General features: G+C 71.6%; 19 protein-coding genes and 1 pseudogene. 12 read left to right on the top strand and 8 right to left on the bottom strand.

What is annotated here, in order from left to right; translation table 11 throughout:
* Positions 1–33: 33 nt before the first annotated feature.
* Positions 34–1,182, bottom strand: coding sequence for a Gfo/Idh/MocA family protein (locus ACWAT2_RS17745; RefSeq protein WP_402377723.1), 1,149 nt, complete (start codon positions 1,180–1,182; stop codon positions 34–36).
* A gap of 25 nt (positions 1,183–1,207) precedes the next feature.
* Positions 1,208–3,145, bottom strand: a complete 1,938-nt coding sequence (locus tag ACWAT2_RS17740; RefSeq protein ID WP_402377720.1) for a DUF6807 family protein — start codon at positions 3,143–3,145, stop codon at positions 1,208–1,210.
* 290 nt (positions 3,146–3,435) lie between these two features.
* Here ACWAT2_RS17740 and ACWAT2_RS17735 point away from each other — a divergent pair, with 290 nt between their 5' ends.
* The 4 genes from ACWAT2_RS17735 to ACWAT2_RS17720 all read left to right on the top strand — a co-directional run bounded on the left by ACWAT2_RS17735 (position 3,436) and on the right by ACWAT2_RS17720 (position 8,470).
* On the top strand, positions 3,436–4,350 hold the full coding sequence (locus tag ACWAT2_RS17735) for a carbohydrate ABC transporter permease (RefSeq protein WP_402377800.1): 915 nt from the start codon (positions 3,436–3,438) through the stop codon (positions 4,348–4,350).
* Positions 4,343–5,299 (top strand): carbohydrate ABC transporter permease, encoded by a 957-nt coding sequence (locus ACWAT2_RS17730; protein ID WP_402377718.1) that lies wholly within the window; start codon positions 4,343–4,345, stop codon positions 5,297–5,299. The genes ACWAT2_RS17735 and ACWAT2_RS17730 overlap by 8 nt, the downstream gene beginning before the upstream one ends.
* A gap of 81 nt (positions 5,300–5,380) precedes the next feature.
* The gene (locus tag ACWAT2_RS17725) at positions 5,381–6,718 is read left to right on the top strand and encodes an ABC transporter substrate-binding protein (protein ID WP_402377715.1); all 1,338 of its coding nucleotides are present in this window, start codon (positions 5,381–5,383) and stop codon (positions 6,716–6,718) included.
* A gap of 147 nt (positions 6,719–6,865) precedes the next feature.
* On the top strand, positions 6,866–8,470 hold the full coding sequence (locus tag ACWAT2_RS17720; RefSeq protein WP_402377712.1) for a UxaA family hydrolase: 1,605 nt from the start codon (positions 6,866–6,868) through the stop codon (positions 8,468–8,470).
* Between the two features lie 105 nt (positions 8,471–8,575).
* On the opposite strand, the gene ACWAT2_RS17715 is transcribed toward ACWAT2_RS17720, so the two are convergent.
* Both ACWAT2_RS17715 and ACWAT2_RS17710 read right to left on the bottom strand, forming a co-directional pair.
* Positions 8,576–9,382 (bottom strand): MerR family transcriptional regulator, encoded by an 807-nt coding sequence (locus ACWAT2_RS17715; RefSeq protein ID WP_402377709.1) that lies wholly within the window; start codon positions 9,380–9,382, stop codon positions 8,576–8,578.
* Positions 9,383–9,456: 74 nt separating this feature from the next.
* Positions 9,457–9,939 (bottom strand): MarR family winged helix-turn-helix transcriptional regulator, encoded by a 483-nt coding sequence (locus ACWAT2_RS17710; protein WP_402377706.1) that lies wholly within the window; start codon positions 9,937–9,939, stop codon positions 9,457–9,459.
* Positions 9,940–10,032: 93 nt separating this feature from the next.
* Between ACWAT2_RS17710 and ACWAT2_RS17705 the strand changes: the two genes are divergently transcribed.
* Positions 10,033–12,300 carry an LLM class flavin-dependent oxidoreductase gene (locus ACWAT2_RS17705; RefSeq protein WP_402377703.1) on the top strand — a complete coding sequence of 756 codons (2,268 nt, stop codon included), beginning with the start codon at positions 10,033–10,035 and terminating at the stop codon, positions 12,298–12,300.
* Positions 12,301–12,309: 9 nt separating this feature from the next.
* Here the strand turns inward: ACWAT2_RS17705 and ACWAT2_RS17700 are convergent, their stop codons facing one another.
* Positions 12,310–12,594, bottom strand: a complete 285-nt coding sequence (locus ACWAT2_RS17700) for a hypothetical protein (protein WP_402377700.1) — start codon at positions 12,592–12,594, stop codon at positions 12,310–12,312.
* A 262-nt stretch (positions 12,595–12,856) separates the two neighbouring features.
* Between ACWAT2_RS17700 and ACWAT2_RS17695 the strand changes: the two genes are divergently transcribed.
* The 4 genes from ACWAT2_RS17695 to ACWAT2_RS17680 are packed head-to-tail and all read left to right on the top strand — an operon-like array spanning position 12,857 to position 16,898.
* A complete protein-coding gene (locus ACWAT2_RS17695) occupies positions 12,857–14,323 on the top strand; it encodes an AAA family ATPase (RefSeq protein WP_402377697.1) in 1,467 nt (488 codons plus the stop codon).
* Positions 14,324–14,335: 12 nt separating this feature from the next.
* Entirely contained in the window at positions 14,336–15,397 is a 1,062-nt protein-coding gene (gene mgrA, locus ACWAT2_RS17690) for an L-glyceraldehyde 3-phosphate reductase (protein ID WP_402377695.1), read from the top strand.
* A 14-nt stretch (positions 15,398–15,411) separates the two neighbouring features.
* Positions 15,412–16,272 (top strand): PfkB family carbohydrate kinase, encoded by an 861-nt coding sequence (locus tag ACWAT2_RS17685; protein WP_402377692.1) that lies wholly within the window; start codon positions 15,412–15,414, stop codon positions 16,270–16,272.
* Positions 16,269–16,898: a nucleoside/nucleotide kinase family protein gene (locus tag ACWAT2_RS17680; RefSeq protein ID WP_402377689.1), complete on the top strand. Its 630-nt coding sequence runs from the start codon at positions 16,269–16,271 to the stop codon at positions 16,896–16,898. The genes ACWAT2_RS17685 and ACWAT2_RS17680 overlap by 4 nt, the downstream gene beginning before the upstream one ends.
* A gap of 360 nt (positions 16,899–17,258) precedes the next feature.
* On the opposite strand, the pseudogene ACWAT2_RS17675 reads toward ACWAT2_RS17680, so the two are convergent.
* From ACWAT2_RS17675 to ACWAT2_RS17665, 3 genes and pseudogenes are all read right to left on the bottom strand, one after another.
* Positions 17,259–18,205, bottom strand: a pseudogene (locus tag ACWAT2_RS17675) (IS5 family transposase).
* Between the two features lie 46 nt (positions 18,206–18,251).
* Entirely contained in the window at positions 18,252–18,587 is a 336-nt protein-coding gene (locus tag ACWAT2_RS17670; protein ID WP_402377686.1) for a hypothetical protein, read from the bottom strand.
* A 332-nt stretch (positions 18,588–18,919) separates the two neighbouring features.
* Entirely contained in the window at positions 18,920–19,393 is a 474-nt protein-coding gene (locus ACWAT2_RS17665; protein WP_402377683.1) for an Lrp/AsnC family transcriptional regulator, read from the bottom strand.
* Positions 19,394–19,494: 101 nt separating this feature from the next.
* Here ACWAT2_RS17665 and ACWAT2_RS17660 point away from each other — a divergent pair, with 101 nt between their 5' ends.
* The 3 genes from ACWAT2_RS17660 (at position 19,495) to ACWAT2_RS17650 (ending at position 22,785) form a co-directional block, all read left to right on the top strand.
* Positions 19,495–20,295 carry a GNAT family N-acetyltransferase gene (locus ACWAT2_RS17660; protein ID WP_402377680.1) on the top strand — a complete coding sequence of 267 codons (801 nt, stop codon included), beginning with the start codon at positions 19,495–19,497 and terminating at the stop codon, positions 20,293–20,295.
* A gap of 175 nt (positions 20,296–20,470) precedes the next feature.
* On the top strand, positions 20,471–21,760 hold the full coding sequence (locus tag ACWAT2_RS17655) for a thiamine pyrophosphate-dependent enzyme (protein ID WP_402377678.1): 1,290 nt from the start codon (positions 20,471–20,473) through the stop codon (positions 21,758–21,760).
* Positions 21,757–22,785 (top strand): alpha-ketoacid dehydrogenase subunit beta, encoded by a 1,029-nt coding sequence (locus ACWAT2_RS17650; protein ID WP_402377675.1) that lies wholly within the window; start codon positions 21,757–21,759, stop codon positions 22,783–22,785. The genes ACWAT2_RS17655 and ACWAT2_RS17650 overlap by 4 nt, the downstream gene beginning before the upstream one ends.

Here is a 22,785-nt window from a genome sequence, read left to right as displayed (position 1 = left end):
CATAGCGGTCCGAACCTGAGTACTCGGCACGCCTCAGTGGGTCCAGGGGGCGCCGAGCTCGGTGAACGTCTGTTGCGTGCGGGCCACCTGCTCGCACCACGACTCGACGTCCTGGACCACCGGGCGCCGGGCGTCGCCCTCGCCGACCCAGGTCACGGCGCCGGCGGGCACGGCACGCGGGTCGGGCCCGGTGCGCACGGCCTCGAGCACCCGCATGAACGCACCGGTGTCCCGGACGTCGCAGAGCAGGGTGCGCTGGGGATCGCCGGAGGCGCGGACGTCCAGCAGGTCCTCCAGCAGCGGGGTGCGGCCGTACGACTTGTCCATCGTCACCCGGCCGCTGCGCAGCACGAGCCGGTCGTGCTCGTACTGGAGCTCGATCTCGCCCTCCGTGCCGATCACCAGCACGTGGGCGGTGCCCCGCTCGGACGCGCACAGCGTCAGCCCGAACCCGTAGCGCGTCCCGTCCGCCGCCGTCACGCGCACCGACGACGTGTCGTCCGACTCGATCGGGTTCGCGCGGTACAGGTCGGTGTCCACCCAGGCGACGTCCTCGGCCCGCGTCACCCTGCCGATGCGCAGCGTGGTGGCCACGGCGTGCGCCAGCGGGTTGGTCACGACGCCGTCGACGACGTCGCGCCCGTCGAGGCGGCGCCGTCCGGCCCAGGACGAGCGGGCCCAGTACGCGGTGTCGCGCACCCAGGTCCCGACCGCGCCGTAGCCGACGACGTCGCCGATCTCACCGCGGGCGACCAGCTCGCCGACGGCGTCGAGCGCGTGCGAGCCGAACGTCTGGAAGCCCACCTGGCACAGCCGTCCCGTGCGGTCGCTGATCGCGACGAGCTCGGTGAGCTCGGCGAGCGACGCCGCCGTCGGCTTCTCCAGCAGCACGTCGATGCCCGCCTCCATCGCGGCCTTGGCCAGCGGCAGGTGCGTCGGGATGGGCGTGCACAGGACCACGACGTCGGGCCGGACGTCCGGGTCGGAGGAGGACAACAGGTCGCCGAGCGTGGGGAACCAGGAGGTCCCCGTGCCGTGCGCCGCGTGCCCCTCGACGGGCTCGCGCGGGTCGACGACGGCGCACAGCCGCGCTCGTCCGGTGTCCCCGAGCTCGAGCGCGTGCCGGACGTGCTTCTCGCCGTGTCCGTGTATGCCGACGACGGCGATGCGGGCGTTCGTCATGAAGGTCTCCGAGGATGGTGGGGCGTCAGCGCAGGCCGGTGGCGAGCGTTGCCGCCTCGCCGGCGTCGAGCTCACGGTCGATGATCGCGGCGACGACGCCGGTCTCGACGGTTCCGCCGGCCGGGACGTGCAGCGGCGTGTCCCAGGCCAGCGCCGGGCAGGCGCCGGGGTACTCCTCCGACCGGAGGAACCAGTGGCGCGCGGGGGAGGTCTGGGTGAGCAGCGTCGTCGTGGTCCGTTCGCCGCCACGGGCGTCGCGGTGCCGCTGGACGAAAGCCACCCACGGCGACGTCGACCCGTGCGCCTGGTCCTGGCCCTCGCCGTCGGCCGACAGCACCCGCGTGGACTCCGCGATCGGCAGCCGCCAGAACACCCCGCCGTAGCCGGCGCCGGGGCGCCCGTTCGTGGCGGGGGAGCGGATCTCCAGCGGGCCGTGCGCGGCGTGCAGCGTCGAGCGCCACTCGAGCGCCCAGCCGTCCTCGAGGAGCCGGGCGCCGATGCGGCGACGCTCGTCGAGCTGCGGCTCGCCGTGCTCGTCGGTCCACACGACGGTGTCGAGCAGCAGGTTCGGCGACAGGGGGTCGACGACGGTGCTGGTCGACGTCTGCCGGCCGTGGTTGGGCAGGAGCGTGGGGCCGACGTCGGTCACGTACGTGCGCCCGCCCCAGTGGCTGGTGCCGTTGACGTCCGCGACGGCGATGCTCACCCCGTAGTGGTGGCGGTGGTCCACGGGGCCCGACTCGGTCAGCGGCACCCCGGCCAGCGAGTGGACCGGGTGCAGGTAGGGCCGCGGGGAGTGGATGGTGGGGAGCCCTTTGCCGGACTCGTAGCGGGAGAGCGCCACGTGGTCGGCGGCGCGGCGGAGCACCGGCACGCCGTTCTCCAGGGTCCAGGCCGGCGCCTGCTCGGCCTGCCGCTCCGGGGTCTCGTGGGGCGCCGGGGCGGACGGCGTCTCCACCGGCGTCTCGGCGTGTGCGGCGGTCCGCGGCACCGGCCCGGTGCTGGACCGCACCTCGAGCCGGACGCCGAATCGCGTCGCCTCCGCGGCGCTCGCGGTGTTGTCGATCACGGCGTGCAGTTCCCTCCAGGCATGCCGTCCCAGCTCTTCCTGGGGGACGGCGACGGTGGTCAGTCCCGGTGTGGCGTACCGGGCGAGCTCGATGTCGTCGAAGCCGCACACGGAGATGTCCGTGGGCACGGCGACGCCCGCCTCGTTGAGGGCTGCGAGCAGCCCGAACGAGACGAGGTCGTTGAACGCCACGGCCGCGGTGACGCGGCTGGCGAGGACGGCGGGCGCGGCGGCGTGGCCTGCCGCGATGTCGGAGCCGGCCGTGAGCTCGACGATCTCCAGGTCCGGGTGCCGCTCGCCGCAGACGGCGAGCCCGCGCCGTCGGGCACGGTCGGAGACGGAGGCCACGGGTCCGGCGAGGTAGGCGATCCGCCGGTGGCCCAGCTCGACGAGGTGCTCGACGACCTGGACGGCCGCGTCGACGTAGTCGACGACGAGGCTGGGCGCGCCGCCGGCGACCTCGCGGTTGATGACGACGGCGGGGGTCACCTCCGGGAGCAGGGCGTCGAGGGCGGCGTCGGGCATCCGCGGGGAGACGAGGATGAGGGCGTCGCAGCGGTGCCGGGCCTCGCGGGCGATCGCCGCCTCGGCGCTCGGGTCCTCGGCCGAGTCCGCGACGAGCACGCGGTAGCCGTCCTCGCCGGCGGCCGACGAGACGCCGCCGAGGATCTGCTGGAACACCGGGTTGCCGAGGTCGGGGACGACGAGCGCGACCGTCGTCGTGCGCCCGAGCGAGAGACTGCGCGCCACGATGCTCGGCCGGTAGCTCAGGTCGATCGCGGCCTCCTGCACGCGGGCCGAGATCGCGGGATCGACCGTGCTGCGGCCGTTCATCACGCGCGACACCGTCGCTCGGGAGACGCCGGCCGCTCTCGCGACATCGGCGATGGTCACCGCAGGACGGTGTGTCTTCGCGCCGGGCATCTTTGCCTCCGTCCTCGCATCACGCGTAGATCACGCGTGGATCACGTTCTGATCACCGCCGACGCCCTGATGCGGGGTCGGTCCAGGAGATGACGGTACACCATGGGAAACCGGTTCCTCTTGTGGTAACTTCCTCAGCAGCAACCGGTTTCCCGGCCACGAGCACTCGCTCCTGACCGGTCACCGCGATCGACGACGATCAGGAGGACGACGATGGTGTCCACCACGGCAGAGCACGGGGAGGTGCGACCGTGTCCGTGATGCAAGAGGTCGCCAAGACCCGCGGTGCGAGCCGCGAGACGCGCAAGGGCGACGGCAAGGCTGCTGCGATCTTCCTTGCCCCCTGGTTCGTGGGGCTCGGGCTGATCACTGCATTCCCTCTGCTCGCCTCGCTGTACCTGTCGTTCACCGACTACAGCCTGCTCGAGTCGCCGAGCTGGATCGGGATCGAGAACTACCAGCGGATGTTCGACGACCCGCGGTGGATGCAGTCCCTGAGCGTCACGCTGCGCTACGTGCTCATCTCGGTGCCGCTGCAGCTCATGGCGGCGCTCGGCCTGGCGATGGTCCTCGACCGCGGCCTGCGCGGCCTCGCGATCTACCGGTCGGTCTACTACCTTCCCTCGCTGCTCGGCAGCTCGGTGGCCATCGCGCTGCTGTGGCGCCAGGTGTTCGGCGCGGACGGCCTGGTGAACCAGGTCCTCGCGTACTTCGGCATCGAGGGGTACGGCTGGGTGTCGCACCCCGACTACGCGCTGGGCACGCTGATGGTCCTCAACGTGTGGACGTTCGGCGCACCGATGATCATCTTCCTGGCCGGTCTGCGGCAGATCCCGGCCATGTACTACGAGGCCGCGTCCATCGACGGCGCCTCGAAGCTCCGGCAGTTCTTCAACATCACGATCCCGCTGCTGAGCCCGATCATCTTCTTCAACCTGGTGCTCCAGCTCATCGGGGCGTTCCAGTCGTTCACCCAGGCGTTCATCGTCTCCGGGGGCACGGGAGGGCCCGTCGACTCGACGCTCTTCTACACGCTGTACCTGTACCAGAACGGCTTCAAGTCGTTCGACATGGGGTACGCCTCGGCGATGGCCTGGTTCCTGCTCCTCATCGTCGCCGGCATGACCGCCGTCAACTTCCTCGCCTCCAAGTTCTGGGTCTTCTACGATGACTGACACCCCGGTGCGCCCCGACGCACACACCGAGCCGACGGCGACGCGGACCCCTGTCCGGGAACGCCGGTCGCTGTCCGAGGTCGCCGCCCAGGTGCCCGACGCCCCCCACCGCCGCAAGGCCGGCCCCCGGGTCCGTCGAGTGCTCAAGCACGTCATGCTGATCGGCTTCGGGCTGATCATGCTCTACCCGTTGCTGTGGATGCTCTCGAGCTCGTTCAAGCCGAACGAGATCATCTTCCGCGAACCGGGCCTGATCCCCAGCGCGATCGACCTCTCGAACTACGGCGAGGGCTGGAACGCGCTCCTGCACCCGTTCCACCACTACCTGCTCAACTCGGCGATCATCGTGCTGGGCTCCGTGGTGGGGAACCTGATCTCGTGCTCCATGGCGGCCTACGCCTTCGCCCGGCTGAAGTTCCGCGGCCGCCCCATCTGGTTCGCCATCATGCTCATGACGATCATGCTGCCGATCCACGTGATCATCGTGCCGCAGTACATCCTGTTCTCCGAGCTGCAGTGGATCAACACGTTCCTGCCGCTCATCGTCCCCAAGCTGCTGGCCACGGACGCGTTCTTCATCTTCCTGATGGTCCAGTTCTTCCGTGGGCTGCCGAAGGAGCTGGACGAGGCCGCCCGCCTGGACGGCTGCGGGCACGGCCGGATCTTCCTGCAGATCATGCTGCCGCTGTCGTTGCCGGCGCTGGCCACCACGGCGATCTTCACCTTCATCTGGACGTGGAACGACTTCTTCAGCCAGCTGATCTTCCTGACCAGGCCCGACATGTACACGGTGCCCATCGCGCTGCGGACCTTCATCGACGCCACGAGCAACAGCTCGTGGGGCCCGCTGTTCGCGATGTCGATCGTGTCCCTGGTCCCGGTCTTCATCGTCTTCCTCTTCGGCCAGAAGTACCTGGTCAAGGGGATCGCCACGACAGGTATCAAGTAACCGCTCCCACGAGGTCCCGACGGTGGGACCTCCTGCTAGATGACAACGACGACGTTTCGTCACGCACACACAAGGAGAATCATGCGAGCAACGACCACTCGACGTGGACGGACCCGCGCCGCATTCATCGCCATGACGGCAGCCGGTGCGATGGCCCTGGGCGCCTGCGCAGGGGGATCGAGCGGCGGTCCCGGTTCCGACAGCACGCAGGCCGAGGAGGGCGGCGACGGCGACGGTGTCGAGATCCGCTTCTCCTGGTGGGGGTCGGACGACCGCCACCAGACCACGCAGGAGATCATCGACCTCTTCGAGGAGAAGAACCCGGGCATCACGGTGGTCCCGGACTACACCGACTGGGGCGGCTACTGGGACAAGCTGGCCACGTCGACGGCCGGTGGGGACACCCCGGACGTCATCACCCACGAGGAGCGCTTCATCGCCGACTACGCCAACCGTGGCGTGCTCGCCGACCTGGAGTCCCTGGACATCGACACCTCCGAGATCCCCGAGACGATCATCGACGGCGGTCGGGTCGAAGGCACGCTCTACGGCCTGGCCACCGGCGTGAACGCCTACGCGATGATGGCCGACCCGCAGATCTTCGCCGACGCCGGCGTGGAGGTCCCGGACGACACGACGTGGACGTGGGAGGACTTCGTCAAGGTCTCGGCCGAGCTGTCCGAGGCCGCCGGTGACGGCGTCTACGGCACCCAGGACATCGGCTTCAACGAGGCCGGCCTGAGCGTCCTCGCGCGCCAGAAGGGCCAGAGCCTCTACAACGAGGACGGCTCGCTCGGTGTCGACAAGGAGACCGTCGAGGAATTCTTCCAGATCGGGCTCGACCTGCAGGAGAGCGGCGGTTCGCCGGACGGCAGCCGCACCGTGGAGATCCAGAACGCCGGCCCGGAGGGCTCGCTGCTGGGTACCAACGCCGGTGGCCTGGGCGTGTGGTGGTCGAACCAGCTCGGCGCGCTGAGCTCGGCCTCGGGCAACGACCTCGAGCTGCTGCGCATGCCGGGTGAGACGGAGCACGAGCGGACCGGCATGTACTTCAAGCCGGCCATGTTCTACTCGGTCTCCGCGACCTCCGAGCACCCGGAGGAGTCGGCCATGTTCGTCGACTTCCTGCTCAACGACCCCGAGGTCGCCGCGCTCCAGCTCACGGACCGTGGTCTGCCCTCGAACCTGTCGGTGCGCGAGTCCATCCTCGGGGACCTCGAGGCCGCGGACGCCAAGGTCGCCGACTTCATGGCCGAGATCGAGGACGAGATCCCGGACGCCCCGTCGGTGCCGCCGAACGGTGCGGGCGACGTCCAGGACATCATGATCCGTATCAACTCCGAGGTGCTCTTCGGCTCCATGACCCCGGACGAGGCCGCCGACGCGTTCCTCTCCGAGGTCGAGGCAGCCACCTCCTGAGCCACCTCGGTCCCGAGCTGATGCCTCAGCTCACCTGACCCGAAGGGTGCGGGGTCGCCGACCGGAACCTCCCGGCGGCCCCGTACCCGACGGTCTCAGCCCCGCCGCCCGGCGGGGCTGTCGCCATGTCGAGGACGGAACGACCTGATGAACGACCTGCTCGTGCTCCGCCACGGCGACGACGTCGCCGTCGCCACGCGTGACCTCACCGCCGCCGACCGCGCCGTCGCCCCTGACGGGACCGCCGTCGTCGTCCGCGAGGCCGTACCCCGCGGGCACAAGGTCGCGCTGCGGCAGGTCGCTGCCGGGGCGCCGGTGCACAAGTACGGGCAGGTCATCGGCGTCGCCACGGCGGGCATCGTCCCGGGCGACCACGTGCACTCGCACAACCTGGGGTTCGACCCGGGCGAGCGCGAGGCGCCGCTCGGCGGCACCCACACCGAGCTGACGGTGCCCGACGGCGTCCCGCGGCCCACGTTCCGCGGCTACCGTCGCGCGGACGGCCGGGTCGGTACCCGCAACTACCTGGCGATCCTGACGAGCGTGAACTGCTCGGCGACGACGGCGAAGATGATCGCGGAGCAGTTCCGCGGTGCGGCGCTGGACGAGTTCGAGAACGTGGACGGCGTCATCGCGCTGACGCACACCTCCGGGTGCGGGCTCGTACCGGACTCGGAGGGCGGCCAGATGCTGCTGCGCACCCTGCGCGGGTATGCGGCGAACCCGAACGTCGCCGGGGTGCTCGTCCTCGGTCTGGGCTGCGAGATGGTGCCCGGAGCTGCGCTGTCCGCGCGCTCCGGCTCCGTCGCCGACCTGGGCATGCCCGGCATGGGCGCGCCGGCCGGCACCGATGCGGGAGCCGGAGGGCTGCTGGCCGCGATCCCGGACGACACCGTGGTGCGGTCGATGACCATCCAGGAGACGGGTGGCGTGCGGGCCTCGGTGCGGGCGGGCGTCGAGGCGGTGCGAGCGATGCTGCCCGAGGTGGACGCGCGCCGTCGGACCGAGTGCGACGTCTCGGAGCTGGTCCTGGGCCTGGAGTGCGGCGGGTCCGACGGCTACTCCGGGATCACCGCCAACCCGGCGCTCGGCTGGGCGTCGGACCGGATCGTCGCCTACGGCGGCACGTCGGTGCTCGCCGAGACGCCCGAGGTCTACGGTGCGGAGCACCTGCTGACCGCGCGGGCCACCTCACCGGGCGTGGCGAAGAAGCTGCTGGACCGGATCGACTGGTGGCGCGACTACGTGGCCGCCGGCCAGGGCACCCTCGACAACAACCCGTCGCCCGGCAACAAGGCGGGCGGCCTGACGACGATCCTCGAGAAGTCGCTCGGCGCGGTGGCCAAGGGCGGCACCGCCGACCTGACGGCCGTGTACGAGTACGCTGAGCAGATCACCGACCGTGGGTTCACCTTCATGGACACCCCCGGCTACGACCCGGTGTCCGTGACGGGGATGGTGGCGGGCGGGGCGAACGTCGTGGTGTTCACCACGGGGCGCGGCTCGGTGTTCGGATGCCAGCCGACGCCGTCGATCAAGGTCGCCACGAACACGCCGATGTACGACCGGATGAGCGAGGACATGGACGTCAACGCCGGCCGGATCGTGGACGGCACGGCCACGCTGGAGGAGGTCGGCGAGGAGATCCTGGCGAAGATCCTCGCGGTCGCGTCCGGGGAGCAGACCGTGAGCGAGGAGCTCGGCATCGGTGCCGAGGAGTTCATCCCCTGGCACCTCGGCGCCGTCACCTGATGGTTGTGGGCGCGATTTCTGGCCCGATATGCCGGATACGTCCGGTCTCGGCGCCCAGAAATCGCGCCCACAACGCTCGGGCGGGGGGGGGCGGAGGCGCGCTGGTCAGGCGCGGGTGACGGGCTGCTGCAGCTCGGTGACCCAGTCGCTCTGGTCGTGGTCCGGCTCGGCACGCACGTAGAGCTCCCGGCACGGCCCCGAGGGCACGTAGCCCCGCTCGGTCATCTCGGTGTGCAGCGCCTGCCACGACCCGGCGATCTGGTCCATCGGCCCGTGGTGCACGGCGCACATCGCGGTGCCGACCGCCGGCAGGTCGACGACCTCGAACCCGGGCCGTGCCTCGCCGTCGTAGGCGTACCCCACGACGACCCGCAGGCCGTCCTCACCCATGTCGTACTGGGCGATCGGCGTCTCGAGCAGCCCCTTGTTCGGCTCGAGCGCCCGGGCGACGGCGTCGAAGGCGGGGCCGACGACGCCGGGCATCTCGGGCTGGGCGCCCACGACGGCGGTGCGCGCCGCGAGCCGGACGGCGGGCAGGGACTTCTGGACGATCTCGATGCTGGTCATGACCTTCTCCTTCTCGATGAGCCGGAGCCTGCGCTCCACGTCGACGAGCCGCGCCGTGGCCCGCTCGTGCTCCTCCTCGACCTCCGCCCGTCGGACCTGCAGCAGCTCGGCGAGCCGCTCGACGTCGGCGCCGTCCGCCAGGATCAGCGTGATGTCGTTGAGGCCGAAGCCGAGCTGGCGCAGGGCGACGATGCGGTGGAGACGGTCGAGCTGGGACGGGTCGTACGAGCGGTACCCGGTGAACGCGTCGACGTGGGCGGGAACGAGCAGGCCGGCGGTGTCCCAGTGCCGCAGCATGCGGTGGGTCACCTGGCCGATCTGCGCGAACGCCCCGATGGACAACATGACACCGTTCTCCCGTCTCTCACCGTGTCAGGGTCAAGCGTGGCCCGGCGGCCTGCTCCACCGGGAGCCGATCGTCATTCGAGGCGGGACGTCATCACGTCGCCGACGACGGCGCAGCGGTCGTCGGCGGGAGCGGCCCCGGACGCCGCGCGCGCCAGGAGGCCTCGCAGTGCCGTGCGTTCCGCGGGCTCGAGGGCTGCGAGCAGCTCGTCCTCGGCCCGCGCGACCTGGGCGTCGAGCCCGGCGACGATCTCGGCGCCCCGCGCGGTGGCGACGATCCGTCGTGCGCGGCGGTCCGTCGGGTCCGGCTCGCGCCGCGCCAGCCCGGCGGCGTCGAGCTCGTCGATGAGGTAGGTCATCACGGTCCGGTCGATCCCGAGGCGCGTGGCGAGCGCCGCCTGCGTCGGCGGTCGGTCGTGCACCACGGCAGAGAGCACCTCGTAGCCCCGGGAGCCCTGCGGCAGCTCGTCGCAGGTGGCGGCCACCCGGTGCTTCCACTCGCGCAGGAGGGCAGCGAGCGACCAGCCGAAGGGTGAGGGCGCAGCGAGCGTGGGCATGTCGCCATCGTACCGCGGAATGCGATGTCATCCAGATGAGTTGCCGGGTATATCATCTGCAGCACAGATCATCTCTCGTCACCTGGAGCGCCCATGACCGACTACGGCCACGACCTGGTCTTCGGCACCTTCGTCACCCCGTCCAACCGTGACCCGCAGCAGCCCGTCTGGCTGGCGCAGGCAGCCGAGGCAGCCGGCCTGGACCTCGTGACCTTCCAGGACCACCCGTACCAGCCAGGGTTCCTCGACACCTGGACGCTGATCTCCTACGCCGCGGCGGTCACCGAGCGCATCCACCTGGCGGGCAACGTGCTGAACCTGCCGCTGCGCCAGCCGGCGGTCCTCGCCCGCTCGGTGGCGAGCCTGGACCTGCTCAGCGGCGGACGTATCGACCTGGGCCTCGGCGCAGGTGGGTTCTGGGACGCCATCGAGTCCATGGGTGGCCGCCGCCTCACCCCGGGAGAGTCCGTGACGGCGCTCGCCGAGGCCGTCGACATCATCCGCGGCATCTGGGACGCCGGCGAGCGCCGCGTGCTGCGCACCGACGGCGAGCACCACCGCGTCACCGGCGCCAAGCGCGGACCTGCGCCGGCGCACGACGTGCCGATCTGGCTCGGCGCGTACAAGCCGCGCATGCTCCGCCTCGTCGCGCGCCAGGCCGACGGCTGGCTGCCGTCCCTCGCCTACATGAAGGACGGTGACCTCGCCCGCGGCAACGCGATCATCGACGAGACGGCCGAGGAGGCGGGGCGTCACCCCGCCGAGATCCGCCGCCTGCTCAACGTGCAGGGCGCGGTCACCGCCGACCGGCGGGGCTTCCTGCAGGGGCCCGTCGAGCAGTGGGTCGAGGAGCTCGCCGCGCTGGCGCTGGACGACGGCGTCGGCTCGTTCATCGTGGCCTCGGACGATCCGGGTATGTTCTCGGTGCTGGGCGAGGAGATCGCCCCGGCCGTGCGCGAGCTGGTCGCCCGCGAGCGGGCCGCGCACGGGACGGCTCCTGCCGCGACCCGCCGTGGCCGGGCCGCGATCGCGCTGCGGCGCGACGGGATCGACTACGACGGCGTGCCGCCCACGCTGGCGACCACCGCCGTCGAACCTGGCGACCGCTCCTACGACGTCGTGCGGCACAACTACCTGCGCTCGGGCGCGCCGGGCCTCGTCCTGCGGCCGCGCAGTGCCGCCGAGGTGTCCGACGCCGTCACCTACGCGCGGACGCAGGAGGTTCCCCTGGGTGTCCGGTCGGGCGGGCACGGCATCAGCGGCCGGTCCACGAACGACGGCGGGATCGTCGTCGACCTCGGGGCGCTGGACCAGATCGAGGTGGTCGACGAGGCCACTCGCCGGGTGCGTCTCGGAGCCGGGGCGACCTGGGAGAAGGTCGCCGAGGCGCTCGCCCCGCGCGGCTGGGCGATCAGCTCGGGCGACTACGGGGGCGTCGGGGTCGGAGGGCTCGCGACCGCAGGTGGTGTCGGGTTCCTCGGGCGCACGTACGGGCTGACGATCGACCACGTCGTGGCGGCCGAGGTCGTCACGGCGGACGGGCGGGTCGTGCATGCCTCCGCGGACGAGAACCCCGACCTGTTCTGGGGGCTGCGGGGCGCCGGCGGCAACCTCGGCGCGGTCACCTGGGTGGAGGTCGAGGCGATGGATCTGGGCGACGTCGTCTTCTCCCAGATGACCCTCGACGCCACCGACACCGCGGGGCTGCTCGAGCGGTGGGGTGCCGCGGTCGAGACGGCGCCGCGCGAGCTCACGAGCTTCCTCATCCTCTCGCCGCCCCGGCGGGGCCAGGGGCCGGTGGCGCAGCTCATGACCGTCTACGCCGGTGACGACACGACAGCGGCGGTCACCCAGCTGGAACGTCTCGCCGACGCAGGTCCGCTGCTCGACCACCAGGCGTACCTGCTGCCGTACGCCGGCGTCGTGCAGGCGGGGGACAAGCGCCACACGGGAGGTGGCGACCCCTCCGTGCGATCCGCGCTCGTCACGCACCTCGACACCGCGACGTCCCGCGGCTTCGAGCGCGTGGCGGCGTCGGGCTCGGCGACCTTCCTGCAGGTCCGCGCCACCGGCGGGGCCGCGCACGACCTGCCCGACGCGGCGACGGCGTACGCCCACCGGCACCAGAACTTCCTGCTCTCGGCGATGTCGGCCTCTCAGGAGGCGCTCGACACGGTGTGGGACGCCGAGATGTTGCCGCACGCCGACGGGCTGTACCTCTCCTTCGACACCGACACGCGCCCGGAGCGCCTCGCCGACGCGTTCCCCGAGCCGACCCTGACTCGGTTGCGGGAGGTCAAGCGGGACTGGGACCCGACGAACCTCTTCCGCGCCAACTTCCCGGTGCCGCCCGCCGCATAGCGCCGGCCGTCAGCCCGTGTGGACGATCCCGGCGGCCAGCGAGAAGAGCACCACGCCCAGCGCGACCACGCCGATCATCGCCCCGACGAGCCCGCGGGCCGTGCCGGGCCGACCGTCTCGCTCGGCGACGTGGATAGCGAGCGAACCGAGCGTGATCGACGCGACGGCGAGCGGGGCGGCCACCCAGTCCCCGACCACGGGGACGACGGCGCAGGCCAGCCCGGCCACACCGAGCGCCACCGACCACTCGGCCGACCGTGGCGTGCCCGGGCGCGTCGTGCCACCGTCGTCCATGTCTCGCTCCGTTCCGCCGGTCCGGCTCTCGTTCGGGTCAAGTGTGACCGGCATCAGGCAGGCCACGCGCAGATCAGCTGGTCCGGGCCGAGCACTGGGATGTCGCGGACGGTGCCGCCGGCCCGTGAGATGACGCGCTTCGTCGCCCTCTGCGGACCCGAGCCCCCTTGAATGAAGTCAGGTGCACTCGACCCTCCCCCTTGAATGAAGTCAGGTGCGCTCGACCCTCCCCCTTGAATGAAGTCGATGCTACCTTCTTGACATGCGCGACGACTCCATCCGGCAGCACCTCGGCGAGCGAAACCCCTGGTGGAAGGCGCAGGTGCTCGGCGAAGAGGCTACCGCTTGGACCGAGCGGCACCCGGTGCTCCAGGGGTTGGCACGTTACGACATCGGGTATCGGACGGAAGTGCTCGACGACGTCGCGACGGATCCGCTCGGCGATCGGGTGATCGTCCTGTCGGGGCCGCGGCGCATCGGCAAGTCCGTCGCGATGCTGCAGCTCGCCGCGGCGCTCTGCGAGCGGGGTGATGTCGATCCCCGCCAGATCATCCACGTCCCGTGTGACACGTTGACGCTGCAGGACGTCCGCCGAGTACTCACACTGGCGCGCAGCATGACCGAGTCGGTCGATCTCGACGGGGCGCGGCCTCGGGTGTGGCTCTTCGACGAGATCACCTCGGTGCGTGGGTGGTCGTCGGTCTTCAAGGACGCGCGGGACAACACGGCGTTCGCACACGACACGGTCATCGCCACGGGGTCCCGATGGGATCCGGACGAGGATGTCGAGGGCAACCTCATGGCTGGCCGGGCAGGTTCTGAGACACGCCGCCGCCGAGTTCTCCTGCCGATGAGCTTCCGCGAGTTCATCGGCACCACGCGCGAGAACCTCCCTGCTCTGCCACGCGTTCATCCCGGTCACCTCCAGAGCGACGAGACGCGGGCCCAGCTCGCCGAGACGGGATTGTTCGTCGACGAGTTCGATCTGGCTTGGCAGCAGTTCCTGAGCGTGGGTGGGTTTCCGCGCGCCGTGGCCGAGTACGTCCGGAACGGTGCCGTCTCGGATGCATACCTGCAGGACCTTCAGGCGTGGCTGCATCGGGACATGGACCCGGAGAGCACACCAGAATCTGTGCCTCTGCTGTTGGAGGCCCTGTCGGAGCGCGCGACGAGTCCGCTGGCGGTCAACCCGACGGCGATCATCATCGGTCGGACTCGGGCGGCCTTGGAGACACGGCTGACGCGGATGGTGTCGTCGCACGCTGTGCTGCGCTGTCCTCAGCGAGACGACTCCGGAGCGCTGGTGCCTCGAACGCAGTCCAAGCACTACCTCACCGATCCGGTCCTCTCATGGTTGCCGTCACGTCTACGTGCCGGGTCGAAGGCGCCCGCCATGACGTCGCTGACCGAACAGACCATCGGCGTGCACCTCGCGCGCGCGGTGGACGCCCACTCCGAGGGGCGATGGCTGGCTGGTGACACCATCGGATACGTACGGACGAGCAACGACCGGGAGATCGACCTGTCATCGATCTCATTGCCGTCCGACGCAGGGACCGTCATGACTGTGCCGATCGAGTCGAAGTGGGTCTCGCGCGGCTGGAAGAGCGAGGCCCGCGTGATCGTGGGCAAGTACCAGCGCGGGATCCTCGCGACGAAGTCGATCCTGGACACGAGCGGTGAGGTGTGGGCCGTCCCGGCGCCGCTGCTGGCGATGGCGCTGCTCTGACAGGATGCTCTTATGCCTCTCGCACCTCGCTACCTGGCCGACGACGCCCGCTACGACTCGATGACCTACCGTCGTACCGGCCGCTCCGGGCTCGACCTGCCGGCGCTGTCGCTGGGCCTGTGGCACAACTTCGGCCACGTGAACCCGCTCCAGACGCAGCGCGCCATCCTGTGCCGCGCGTTCGACCTCGGCGTCACGCACTTCGACCTGGCGAACAACTACGGCCCGCCCTACGGCTCGGCCGAGGAGAACTTCGGGCGGCACCTCGCCAGCGACCTGCACCCGTACCGCGACGAGCTCGTCATCTCCACCAAGGCGGGTTACGACATGTGGCCCGGCCCGTACGGGGACCACGGCTCGCGCAAGTACCTGCTGTCCTCGCTCGACCAGTCGCTGGCCCGCATGGGCCTGGACTACGTCGACATCTTCTACCACCACCGCCCGGACCCCTCCACGCCGTTGGAGGAGACCATGGGTGCCCTGGCGTCGGCGGTGCAGCAGGGCAAGGCGCTGTACGTCGGGGTGTCGAACTACTCCCCGGCGCGCACCCGCGAGGCGGCACGCATCCTGGCGGACCTCGGCACGCCGATGCTCATCCATCAGCCCAGCTACTCGATGTTCAACCGGCACATCGAAGACCCGGAGCGCGAGGACCCCTACGACGGCCGCCAGAGCGAGTCCCTGCTGGACGCCGTCGGCGACCTGGGCGTGGGCACCATCGTCTTCTCCCCGCTGCAGCAAGGGCTGCTCACCGGCCGCTACCTGAGCGGTGAGGCGCCTGCGGGGTCGCGGGCGGCCCGCTCCGACTCGCCTTTCCTGTCCAGCGACGCCCTGAGCGAGACGTACCTCGAGCGTGCACGCGCATTGAACGAGATCGCTGCCGGCCGCGGGCAGAGCCTCGCCCAGCTCGCCCTGAGCTGGGTGCTGCGCGACCAGCGGGTCACCTCGGCGCTGATCGGCGCCTCGAGCGTGGCCCAGCTCGAGGACAACCTCGCGGCGCTCGCGGCGGGGCCGCTGACGGACGACGAGGTCACTGCGATCGAGCCCTACGCCGTCGACGGCACCGGCCGCTGAGCACCTGGAGAGCGATGCGCACCTGCTGGTTCGTGGGGCTGACCACGCTCGACGTCGTGCACCGCGCGGACGGACGGCCCGGCCGCGACGAGAAGGTCACTGCCTCCCGCCAGGACGTCGCGGCGGGCGGCCCGGCGGCCAACGCCGCGGTCACGGCGGCCGCGCTGGGGGTCCGTGCCGTGCTGGTCACCGCGCTCGGCGACGGCCCTGTCGCGATGGCGGCCCGTGGCGACCTGGCCGCCCACGGCGTCGAGGTGCACGACGTCGTCGGCGGCAAGGCGTTCCCGCTCGCGGTCTCGGCGGTGCTGGTCGACGACGCCACGGGGGAGCGGTCCGTCGTCTCGGCGGACGCGGCGCTCGCCGACGCCCCCGCACCGGCGAACCTGCCGCAGCTGCCCACGCCCGACCTCGTCCTGCTCGACGGGCACCACCCGGCGATCGCCCGCGCCGTCGTCGACCACTTCGACGGCAGCACCCGGCGCCCGCCGGTGGTCCTCGACGCCGGGCGGTGGCGGCCGGTCTTCGCGGACCTGCTGCCCGCCGCCGACGTCGCCGCGCTCTCCGCGGACTTCACCGTGCCCGGGTACGACGACGGCGCGTCCGGCGCGCGGGAGCTCGGTGCGGCTTCCGTGGTGGTCACCCACGGCGGCGGGCCGGTCGAGTGGTTCAACCACTCCGGCTCGGGCACGGTCGACGTCCCGGACGTCGAGGTGCGCGACACCCTCGGCGCGGGCGACGCGTTCCACGGGGCGCTGGCCGCCGCGCTCGCCGACGGCTCGCCGCTGCCGGAGGCCTGCACCACGGCCGCCCGGGTGGCGACCACCCGGGTGCAGCACGTGGGCCCGCGCGCCTGGCTCGCGCAGGTGCCCCGGTGAGCACGACGGCGGAGCTCGTCGAGCGTGCCCGCGGCCTGGCGGTCCCGGGTCGGCGGGCTGTCCTGGGCATCGTCGGGGCGCCCGGGTCGGGCAAGTCGACGCTGGCAGCCGAGCTGGTCGCGGCGCTCGGGCCGGAGCGGGCCGTGGGTGTCGGGATGGACGGGTTCCACCTGTCGAACGCCGTCCTGGCGGCGCACGGCTGTGCCGGGCGCAAGGGCGCGATCGACACCTTCGACGACGCCGGGTACGCCGCGCTGGTCGCGCGCCTCGCCGACGCGCGTCCTGGTGACCCGCCGGTCTATGCGCCGGCGTTCCGGCGCGAGATCGAGGAGCCGGTCGCGGCCGGGGTCGAGGTGCCCGCCGAGGTGCCGCTCGTGGTCACCGAGGGGAACTACCTGCTCGCGCAGTCGGGAGCCTGGCCGACCGCCCGGGCTCGGATGGCCGAGGTCTGGTACGTCGAGGTGCCCGACGGCGTCCGGCTCGCCCGCCTCGAGGCGCGGCACCGGGCGTTCGGCAAGAGCGTCGAGGAGGCGCGGCACTGGGCGCGCGGCTCCGACCAGGTCAACGCGGAGCTCATCGCGGCGACGCGAGGTGCGGCTGACCTGCTGGTCGGGCTCGCGGGCTGACCCTGCGTCCGCCGTCGTCCGGAACTAGTCGTGCGTGTCTCCCAAGTGGCGCGCCCAGCAGGTCCTCTTGCATCCGCCCCGGATGCTCACTGCCCTCTACCCTGGATACGTGGGTAGCGAGTCAGCGAAGGGGCCATGGGTTGCGGCGCTCCCGAAGGGCGAACCCAGCAAGACCTCCCTAGGTCGCCTGGTCGAAGCGGACGGTGGGCGCGACGGCGCAGAAAGCGAGTACTACGAGTGGGCAGCAGACCCGTCCGCCGACCGCATCGAAGCCGCTCAACGGCGATTTAGGGCGCAGTTCCGTCGCCGTCAACGCCACCGAGAAGCACGAGCGCGGAGAGACAAGATCCAGAACTGCGACTAGGGCGTGTCTCCTAAATGCGCATCCAGGTGATGCAGGCTGAGAGCACGACCGCGGCGCGGTAGGTGATGGCGAGCTTGTCGTACCGGTGGCCAGCGCGCGCCACTGCTTGGCCAGGGCAAAGGTGCGTTCGACGACGTTACGGCCCTTGTATGTCACGGTGTCCAGCTTCGGCGGGCGCCCACCGGCCGACCTCTTGCGGCGCCGGGCGGCGATCTCGTCACTCTTTTGCGGGATCACGGCCTTGATGCCACGGCCCGCGAGCATGCGGCGGGTCTTTCCGCTGGTGTAGGCCCGGTCCGCGATGACGGCGTCCGGTGTGGTGCGCGGGCGGCCGGGGCCCAGCCGCGGCACGTGGATGTCTGCCAGGACCTGCTCGAGCATCGCGCCGTCGTTGCGCTGCCCTCCGGTGACCACGATCGCGAGCGGGCGCCCGCGCCCATCGACCGCGGCGTGGATCTTCGTACTCAGCCCACCGCGCGAACGACCGATGCCATGACCGGCCGGCTCACGCTTACCCCCGAGGGTGCTGTGGACGAACCCGACCGGCCTGGGCGTGTAGTTCGATGTCGCCCCCTGTGTCCTGCTCCGGGCGCGTCGTGTTCGTGCCGTGCTGGTGGGCGCGGTTGATCGTCGCGTCCACCGACACGTTCCAGTCGATCTGCCCGTTCGCGTCGGCCTGCGCCAGTAGGCGCGAAAGCACGCGGTCCCAGGTCCCGTCACCGGCATAGCGGCGGTGCCGCTTCCAGACCGTCTTCCACGGACCGAACTCCTCGCGCGGCAGGTCACGCCACGGAATGCCGGTCCGGTACCGGTAGATGATCCCCTCGACCACCCGCCGGTTGTCCCCGAACGGGCGACCCCTGCGCCCCACGTTCGAGGGCAGCACCGGCTCGATCCGTTCCCACTGCTCGTCGGTCAAGACCCGGTACCGCGAAGACGTCACCGCGCCAGTCTGCCGCGCGCCTCACCGTCCATAGAGGAGACACGCCCTAGTCGGGCGTCCGCAGCCTCAAGCGCTCAGCCGCGCCCTCGCGGTCATACCGACGGGCGAGGATGCGCCGCGCGATCTTGAGCTCCAGCCAGAAGGTCGGCGGGGCGACGATGAGCCAGGCTAATGATCCGAAGGACCAGATCACGGCATTGCCGACGACGAGGCATGCGCCGAGGTAGCACCACCACGGGCCGAGTGGTTCCGGTCGTGTTCGTTCGAGGACGCCCGGCCCCCACCACTTGTCGGCGTAGTAGACCAGCCCAGGGAGCACGCTGGTGGCGCTGGCCGCCAGGAGGGTGATCGAGCCGAACCGAGAACCAATCGCGGCGGCCATCAGTCCCATCGCCGGGACGAGCCACACGGCCGGGGCGCAGCGACCCCAGAAGGTCCAATGTTTGCTGTATCTGTTCGTCGGCCCGCTCACCGTTGGTCGAAAGGTCGAGGTCGCTGCCACCAGTCGACACTAGCAACAGCATGAAGCCGGAACGAGTGTTGGCAGGGTTCCTACGCTGGCAACGGCAAATCTGCGACCTCGCAACGGCAGCCGATCCGGACGGGCCAGGTTCCTGGGGGACCAGCCGGGCGCTGAGAACGGCGGCCGGAGCCAGCCGCGCCGGGTGCAAACCTGGCGATGGAGAGGGGCCCCCAGGATTGACCCTGAGGCCCTCACAGCTCGCGACGCAGCTTCTCCACGAGCGGCTGGATGCGGTACGGCACGAGCTCGCCCATCGACAGCGAGGTCTCGGTGCGCTGCACCCCGTCGATGCGCAGGATGGCGGCGTCGATGCGGAACAGGTGGTCGGTGTCGCGGCAGACGACGTGCACGCGCAGGTCGGCGACGCCGCTGTGCCCGTAGGCCTGGACCACCTCGGGGATCTCGGCGAGCTCGGACACGATCCGGGCGAGGTCCTGCTGGTGCACGGTGACCTCGATGAAGGCGGTCAGCGGGTGGCCGAGCACCGCCGGGTCGATGCAGCGGTCGAACTCGCGGAAGGCGTCTGCCTGCTCCAGGCGGGCGAGGCGGGCGGCCACGGTGTTGCGGGAGATGCCCAGCCGCTGGGCCAGGGCGACCGTCGTCGCACGCGGGTCCTGCGAGAGCGCCCTCAGCAGTGCGAGGTCCACGGCGTCGATGCGGTGCACCTGCCCAGCCTATCCGGGCGCGGAGGCTGGCGATCGACCAGATCCGGGCGGGCGCGAAAAGTGCTGGCAGTGCCGGACGCAGCGGCCGATCATGGGTGGCCATGACCTCGCTGACGCGGCACCGACTGGCCAGCTCCGAGACCGGTCCGGCGCTGCGCGCGCTGTGCGGCTGGACGCCGCGGGACGTCCCGGGCGGTGGCCTGCACCCCGGTGACGTCGGGTGGTACCTGCGGTCCGACGACGCGGCCGTCCTGCTGTGGACCGACGGCGCAGCGCCGACGGCGGTCGGGTTCTTCGACGGTCCCGTCCTGCGGGTGACCGCTGCGCCTGCGGCCGACCTCGGTGCGCTCGCGGCCGACGCCGAGCTGCTCGTGCCCGCCCACGACGCCACCGACGGCCTGCCGGTGCCCGGGTGGGAACCCGACGCGGAGGCCTGGTCGGTCATGTCGTGGACGCCGCGGCCGGTGTCGAGCCGTGCCGAAGCCGTCCGAGAGGCCGACGTGGCCGCCAGGGTCGACGTCCAACGGGCGGCCTTCCCGGGATCCACGTTCACCGCGGCCAGGTGGCGCACGATGATGTCCTCGCCGGCGGGCGGCGCGGCCGTCGACGTGCTGGTACGCACACCCGAGGGGGAGCCTGCGGCCGCTGCGACGGGCTGGTTCGCGGGAGCGGGCCGTTGCGGGCTGCTGGAGCCGGTGGGCACCGCCCCGGAGCATCGCGGGCGCGGCTACGGGCGCGACGCCGTGCTGGGAGCGAGCGCGGCTCTCGTCCGCCGAGGAGCGAGCGCCGTCGCCGTCGTGACGCCGTCCTCGCTCACCGCTGCGGTGGCGCTCTACCGGTCGGCCGGGTTCGAGCTCGTGCGCGAGACCCACGACTGGGTGCGCCCGGACCGCGAGTCCTGAACGGTTCCGCACGCGAGCCTCGCGACATCGAGCACTGTGCACGGCAACACCCGGCGCCCGTTGAGCATCCTGCTCAATAGAACAGGTGCTGGTGGTGCGACCTGGATCACAGAGATACGTTCGGGACCAGGCGCTCGACGAGGAGCGCCGGCTCCGATGCGAGGTGAGGCCACCCATGCCCAGCACCACGGATCCGAGGACCCGCGACCGCCTGTCACGAGCAGGGACGTCGCACGAGGCCTCGGTGGACAGCGCCCACGGCGGCGCGCGGGACCATGTGCCCGCGCCCACCTCCCTGGGCACGACGCCCGAGGGCGTCGACCCCGGTCACGGGACCGTCCGGCTGATCGATGCCGACGGGGTCCGCCACCCGGACGCGACGTACGACCGCTGGGTCGAGGACGTCGACCACGCTGCCCTGCGCGACCTGTACGAGGACATGGTCGTCGTGCGCCGCATCGACACGGAGGCCACCGCCCTGCAACGGCAGGGGCAGCTCGCGCTGTGGCCGCCGCTGCTCGGCCAGGAAGCCGCCCAGATCGGCTCCGCCCGCGCCCTGGAGTCCGACGACTTCGTGTTCTCCAGCTACCGCGAGCACGGTGTCGCCCACGTGCGCGGCATCGCCGGGGCGGACCTGCTGCGCGTGTGGCGCGGCGTCACCGGCGCCGGATGGGACCCGCACGTGGCACGCATGGCGCCCATGCAGGTCATCATCGGCGCGCAGGCGCTGCACGCCGTGGGCTATGCCGTCGGCATCCTCGCGGACCAGGGCGCCGACGCCGAGCGGGACGCACGACCCGCGCCCGACGCCGGGACCGCCGTCGGGCAGGGCCGGACCGAGGCCGTCATCTCCTACTTCGGTGACGGCGCCATGAGCCAGGGCGACGTGGCCGAGGCGTTCACGTTCGCCTCGACCTGGACGGCGCCGGTCGTGTTCTTCTGCCAGAACAACCAGTGGGCGATCTCCGAGCCGGTGTCGCTGCAGTCCAAGGTGCCGCTGGTCGAACGGGCCCGCGGCTTCGCCATGCCGGGCGTGCGGGTGGACGGCAACGACGTGCTCGCCGTGCTCGCCGTCACACGCGAGGCGCTGCACCGCGCCCGCACGGGCGGTGGACCCACCCTCATCGAGGCCGTGACCTACCGCCGCGGTCCGCACACCACCGCCGACGACCCGACGCGCTACCGCACCTCGGCCGAGAGCGAGCACTGGGAGGCTCGCGACCCGCTGAGTCGCGTCGCGGCACACCTGCGCAGCGAGGACGCCCTGGACGACGACGGCGAGGCCCGCGTCCAGGCGGCCGCCGACGCCGTGGCGGCCGAGCTGCGCGCCGGCGTCACGTCGATCGAGGACCCGTCGTGGCAGGACGTCTTCGCCGACGTGTACGCCGCGCCGCACGCCGAGCTCGCCGCCGAGCGGGACGCCTACGCCCGCTATCTCGACGGCTTCGAGGAGGGGGACCGATGACCGGCTCGACCACCCAGATGACGCTGGCGCAGGGCCTCAACGCGGGCCTGCGGCAGGCGCTGAGCGACGACGACCACGTGGTGCTGCTCGGCGAGGACATCGGCGCGCTCGGCGGGGTGTTCCGCGTGACCGACGGGCTGCAGCGCGAGTTCGGCCCGCGCCGGGTGGTGGACACGCCCCTGGCGGAGTCGGGGATCCTCGGCACGGCCATCGGGATGTCGTACCGCGGGTACCGGCCGGTGGTGGAGATCCAGTTCGACGGGTTCGTGTACGTCGCGTTCGACCAGATCGTCAGCCAGGTCGCCAAGATGCACGCCCGCACCCGCGGGAAGGTGCCCATGCCGATCACCATCCGCATCCCCGTGGCGGGCGGGATCGGCGCGGCAGAGCACCACAGCGAGTCGCCGGAGACGTACTTCGTGCACACGGCCGGGCTGCGCGTCGTGTCGGTGTCGAACCCGCAGGACGCCAGCACGGTGCTGCGGCAGGCCATCGCCTGCGACGACCCGGTGATCTTCTTCGAGCCCAAGCGGCTCTACCACGTCAAGGGCGACGTCGACCCCGCCGTTGACCTCGCCGACGCCCCGCCCATGAGCTCCGCGCACGTGGTGCGCCCGGGCCGTGACGTCACGGTGGTGAGCTGGGGCTCGCACGTCGCGACCGCGATCGACGCGGCCGAGGCCATGGCCGACGACGGCGCGTCCGTCGAGGTGATCGACCTGCGGTCGCTCTCGCCCTGGGACGCCGACGCCGTCACGGAGTCGGTGCGCCGCACCGGGCGCCTCGTCGTGGTCCACGAGGGTCCGCGGCAGGTGGGGGTCGGCGCGGAGGTCTGCGCGACGGTGACCGAACGGTGCTTCGAGCATCTCGAGGCGCCGCCGGTGCGGGTCACCGGCCACGACGTGCCTTACCCGCCGGCCAAGCTGGAGGGGCACCACGTGCCGGACCTGGACCGGGTGTGCCACGGCATCGACCAGGTGCTGGGCCGGGTGCCGCTGGACGTCCTGACGGGGGTGGCCGCATGA

Source organism: Isoptericola sp. GX10416, from assembly GCF_056590155.1.
The sequence above is the reverse complement of the archived record's forward strand: the minus strand, read 5'-3'. Positions and strand labels throughout refer to the sequence as shown.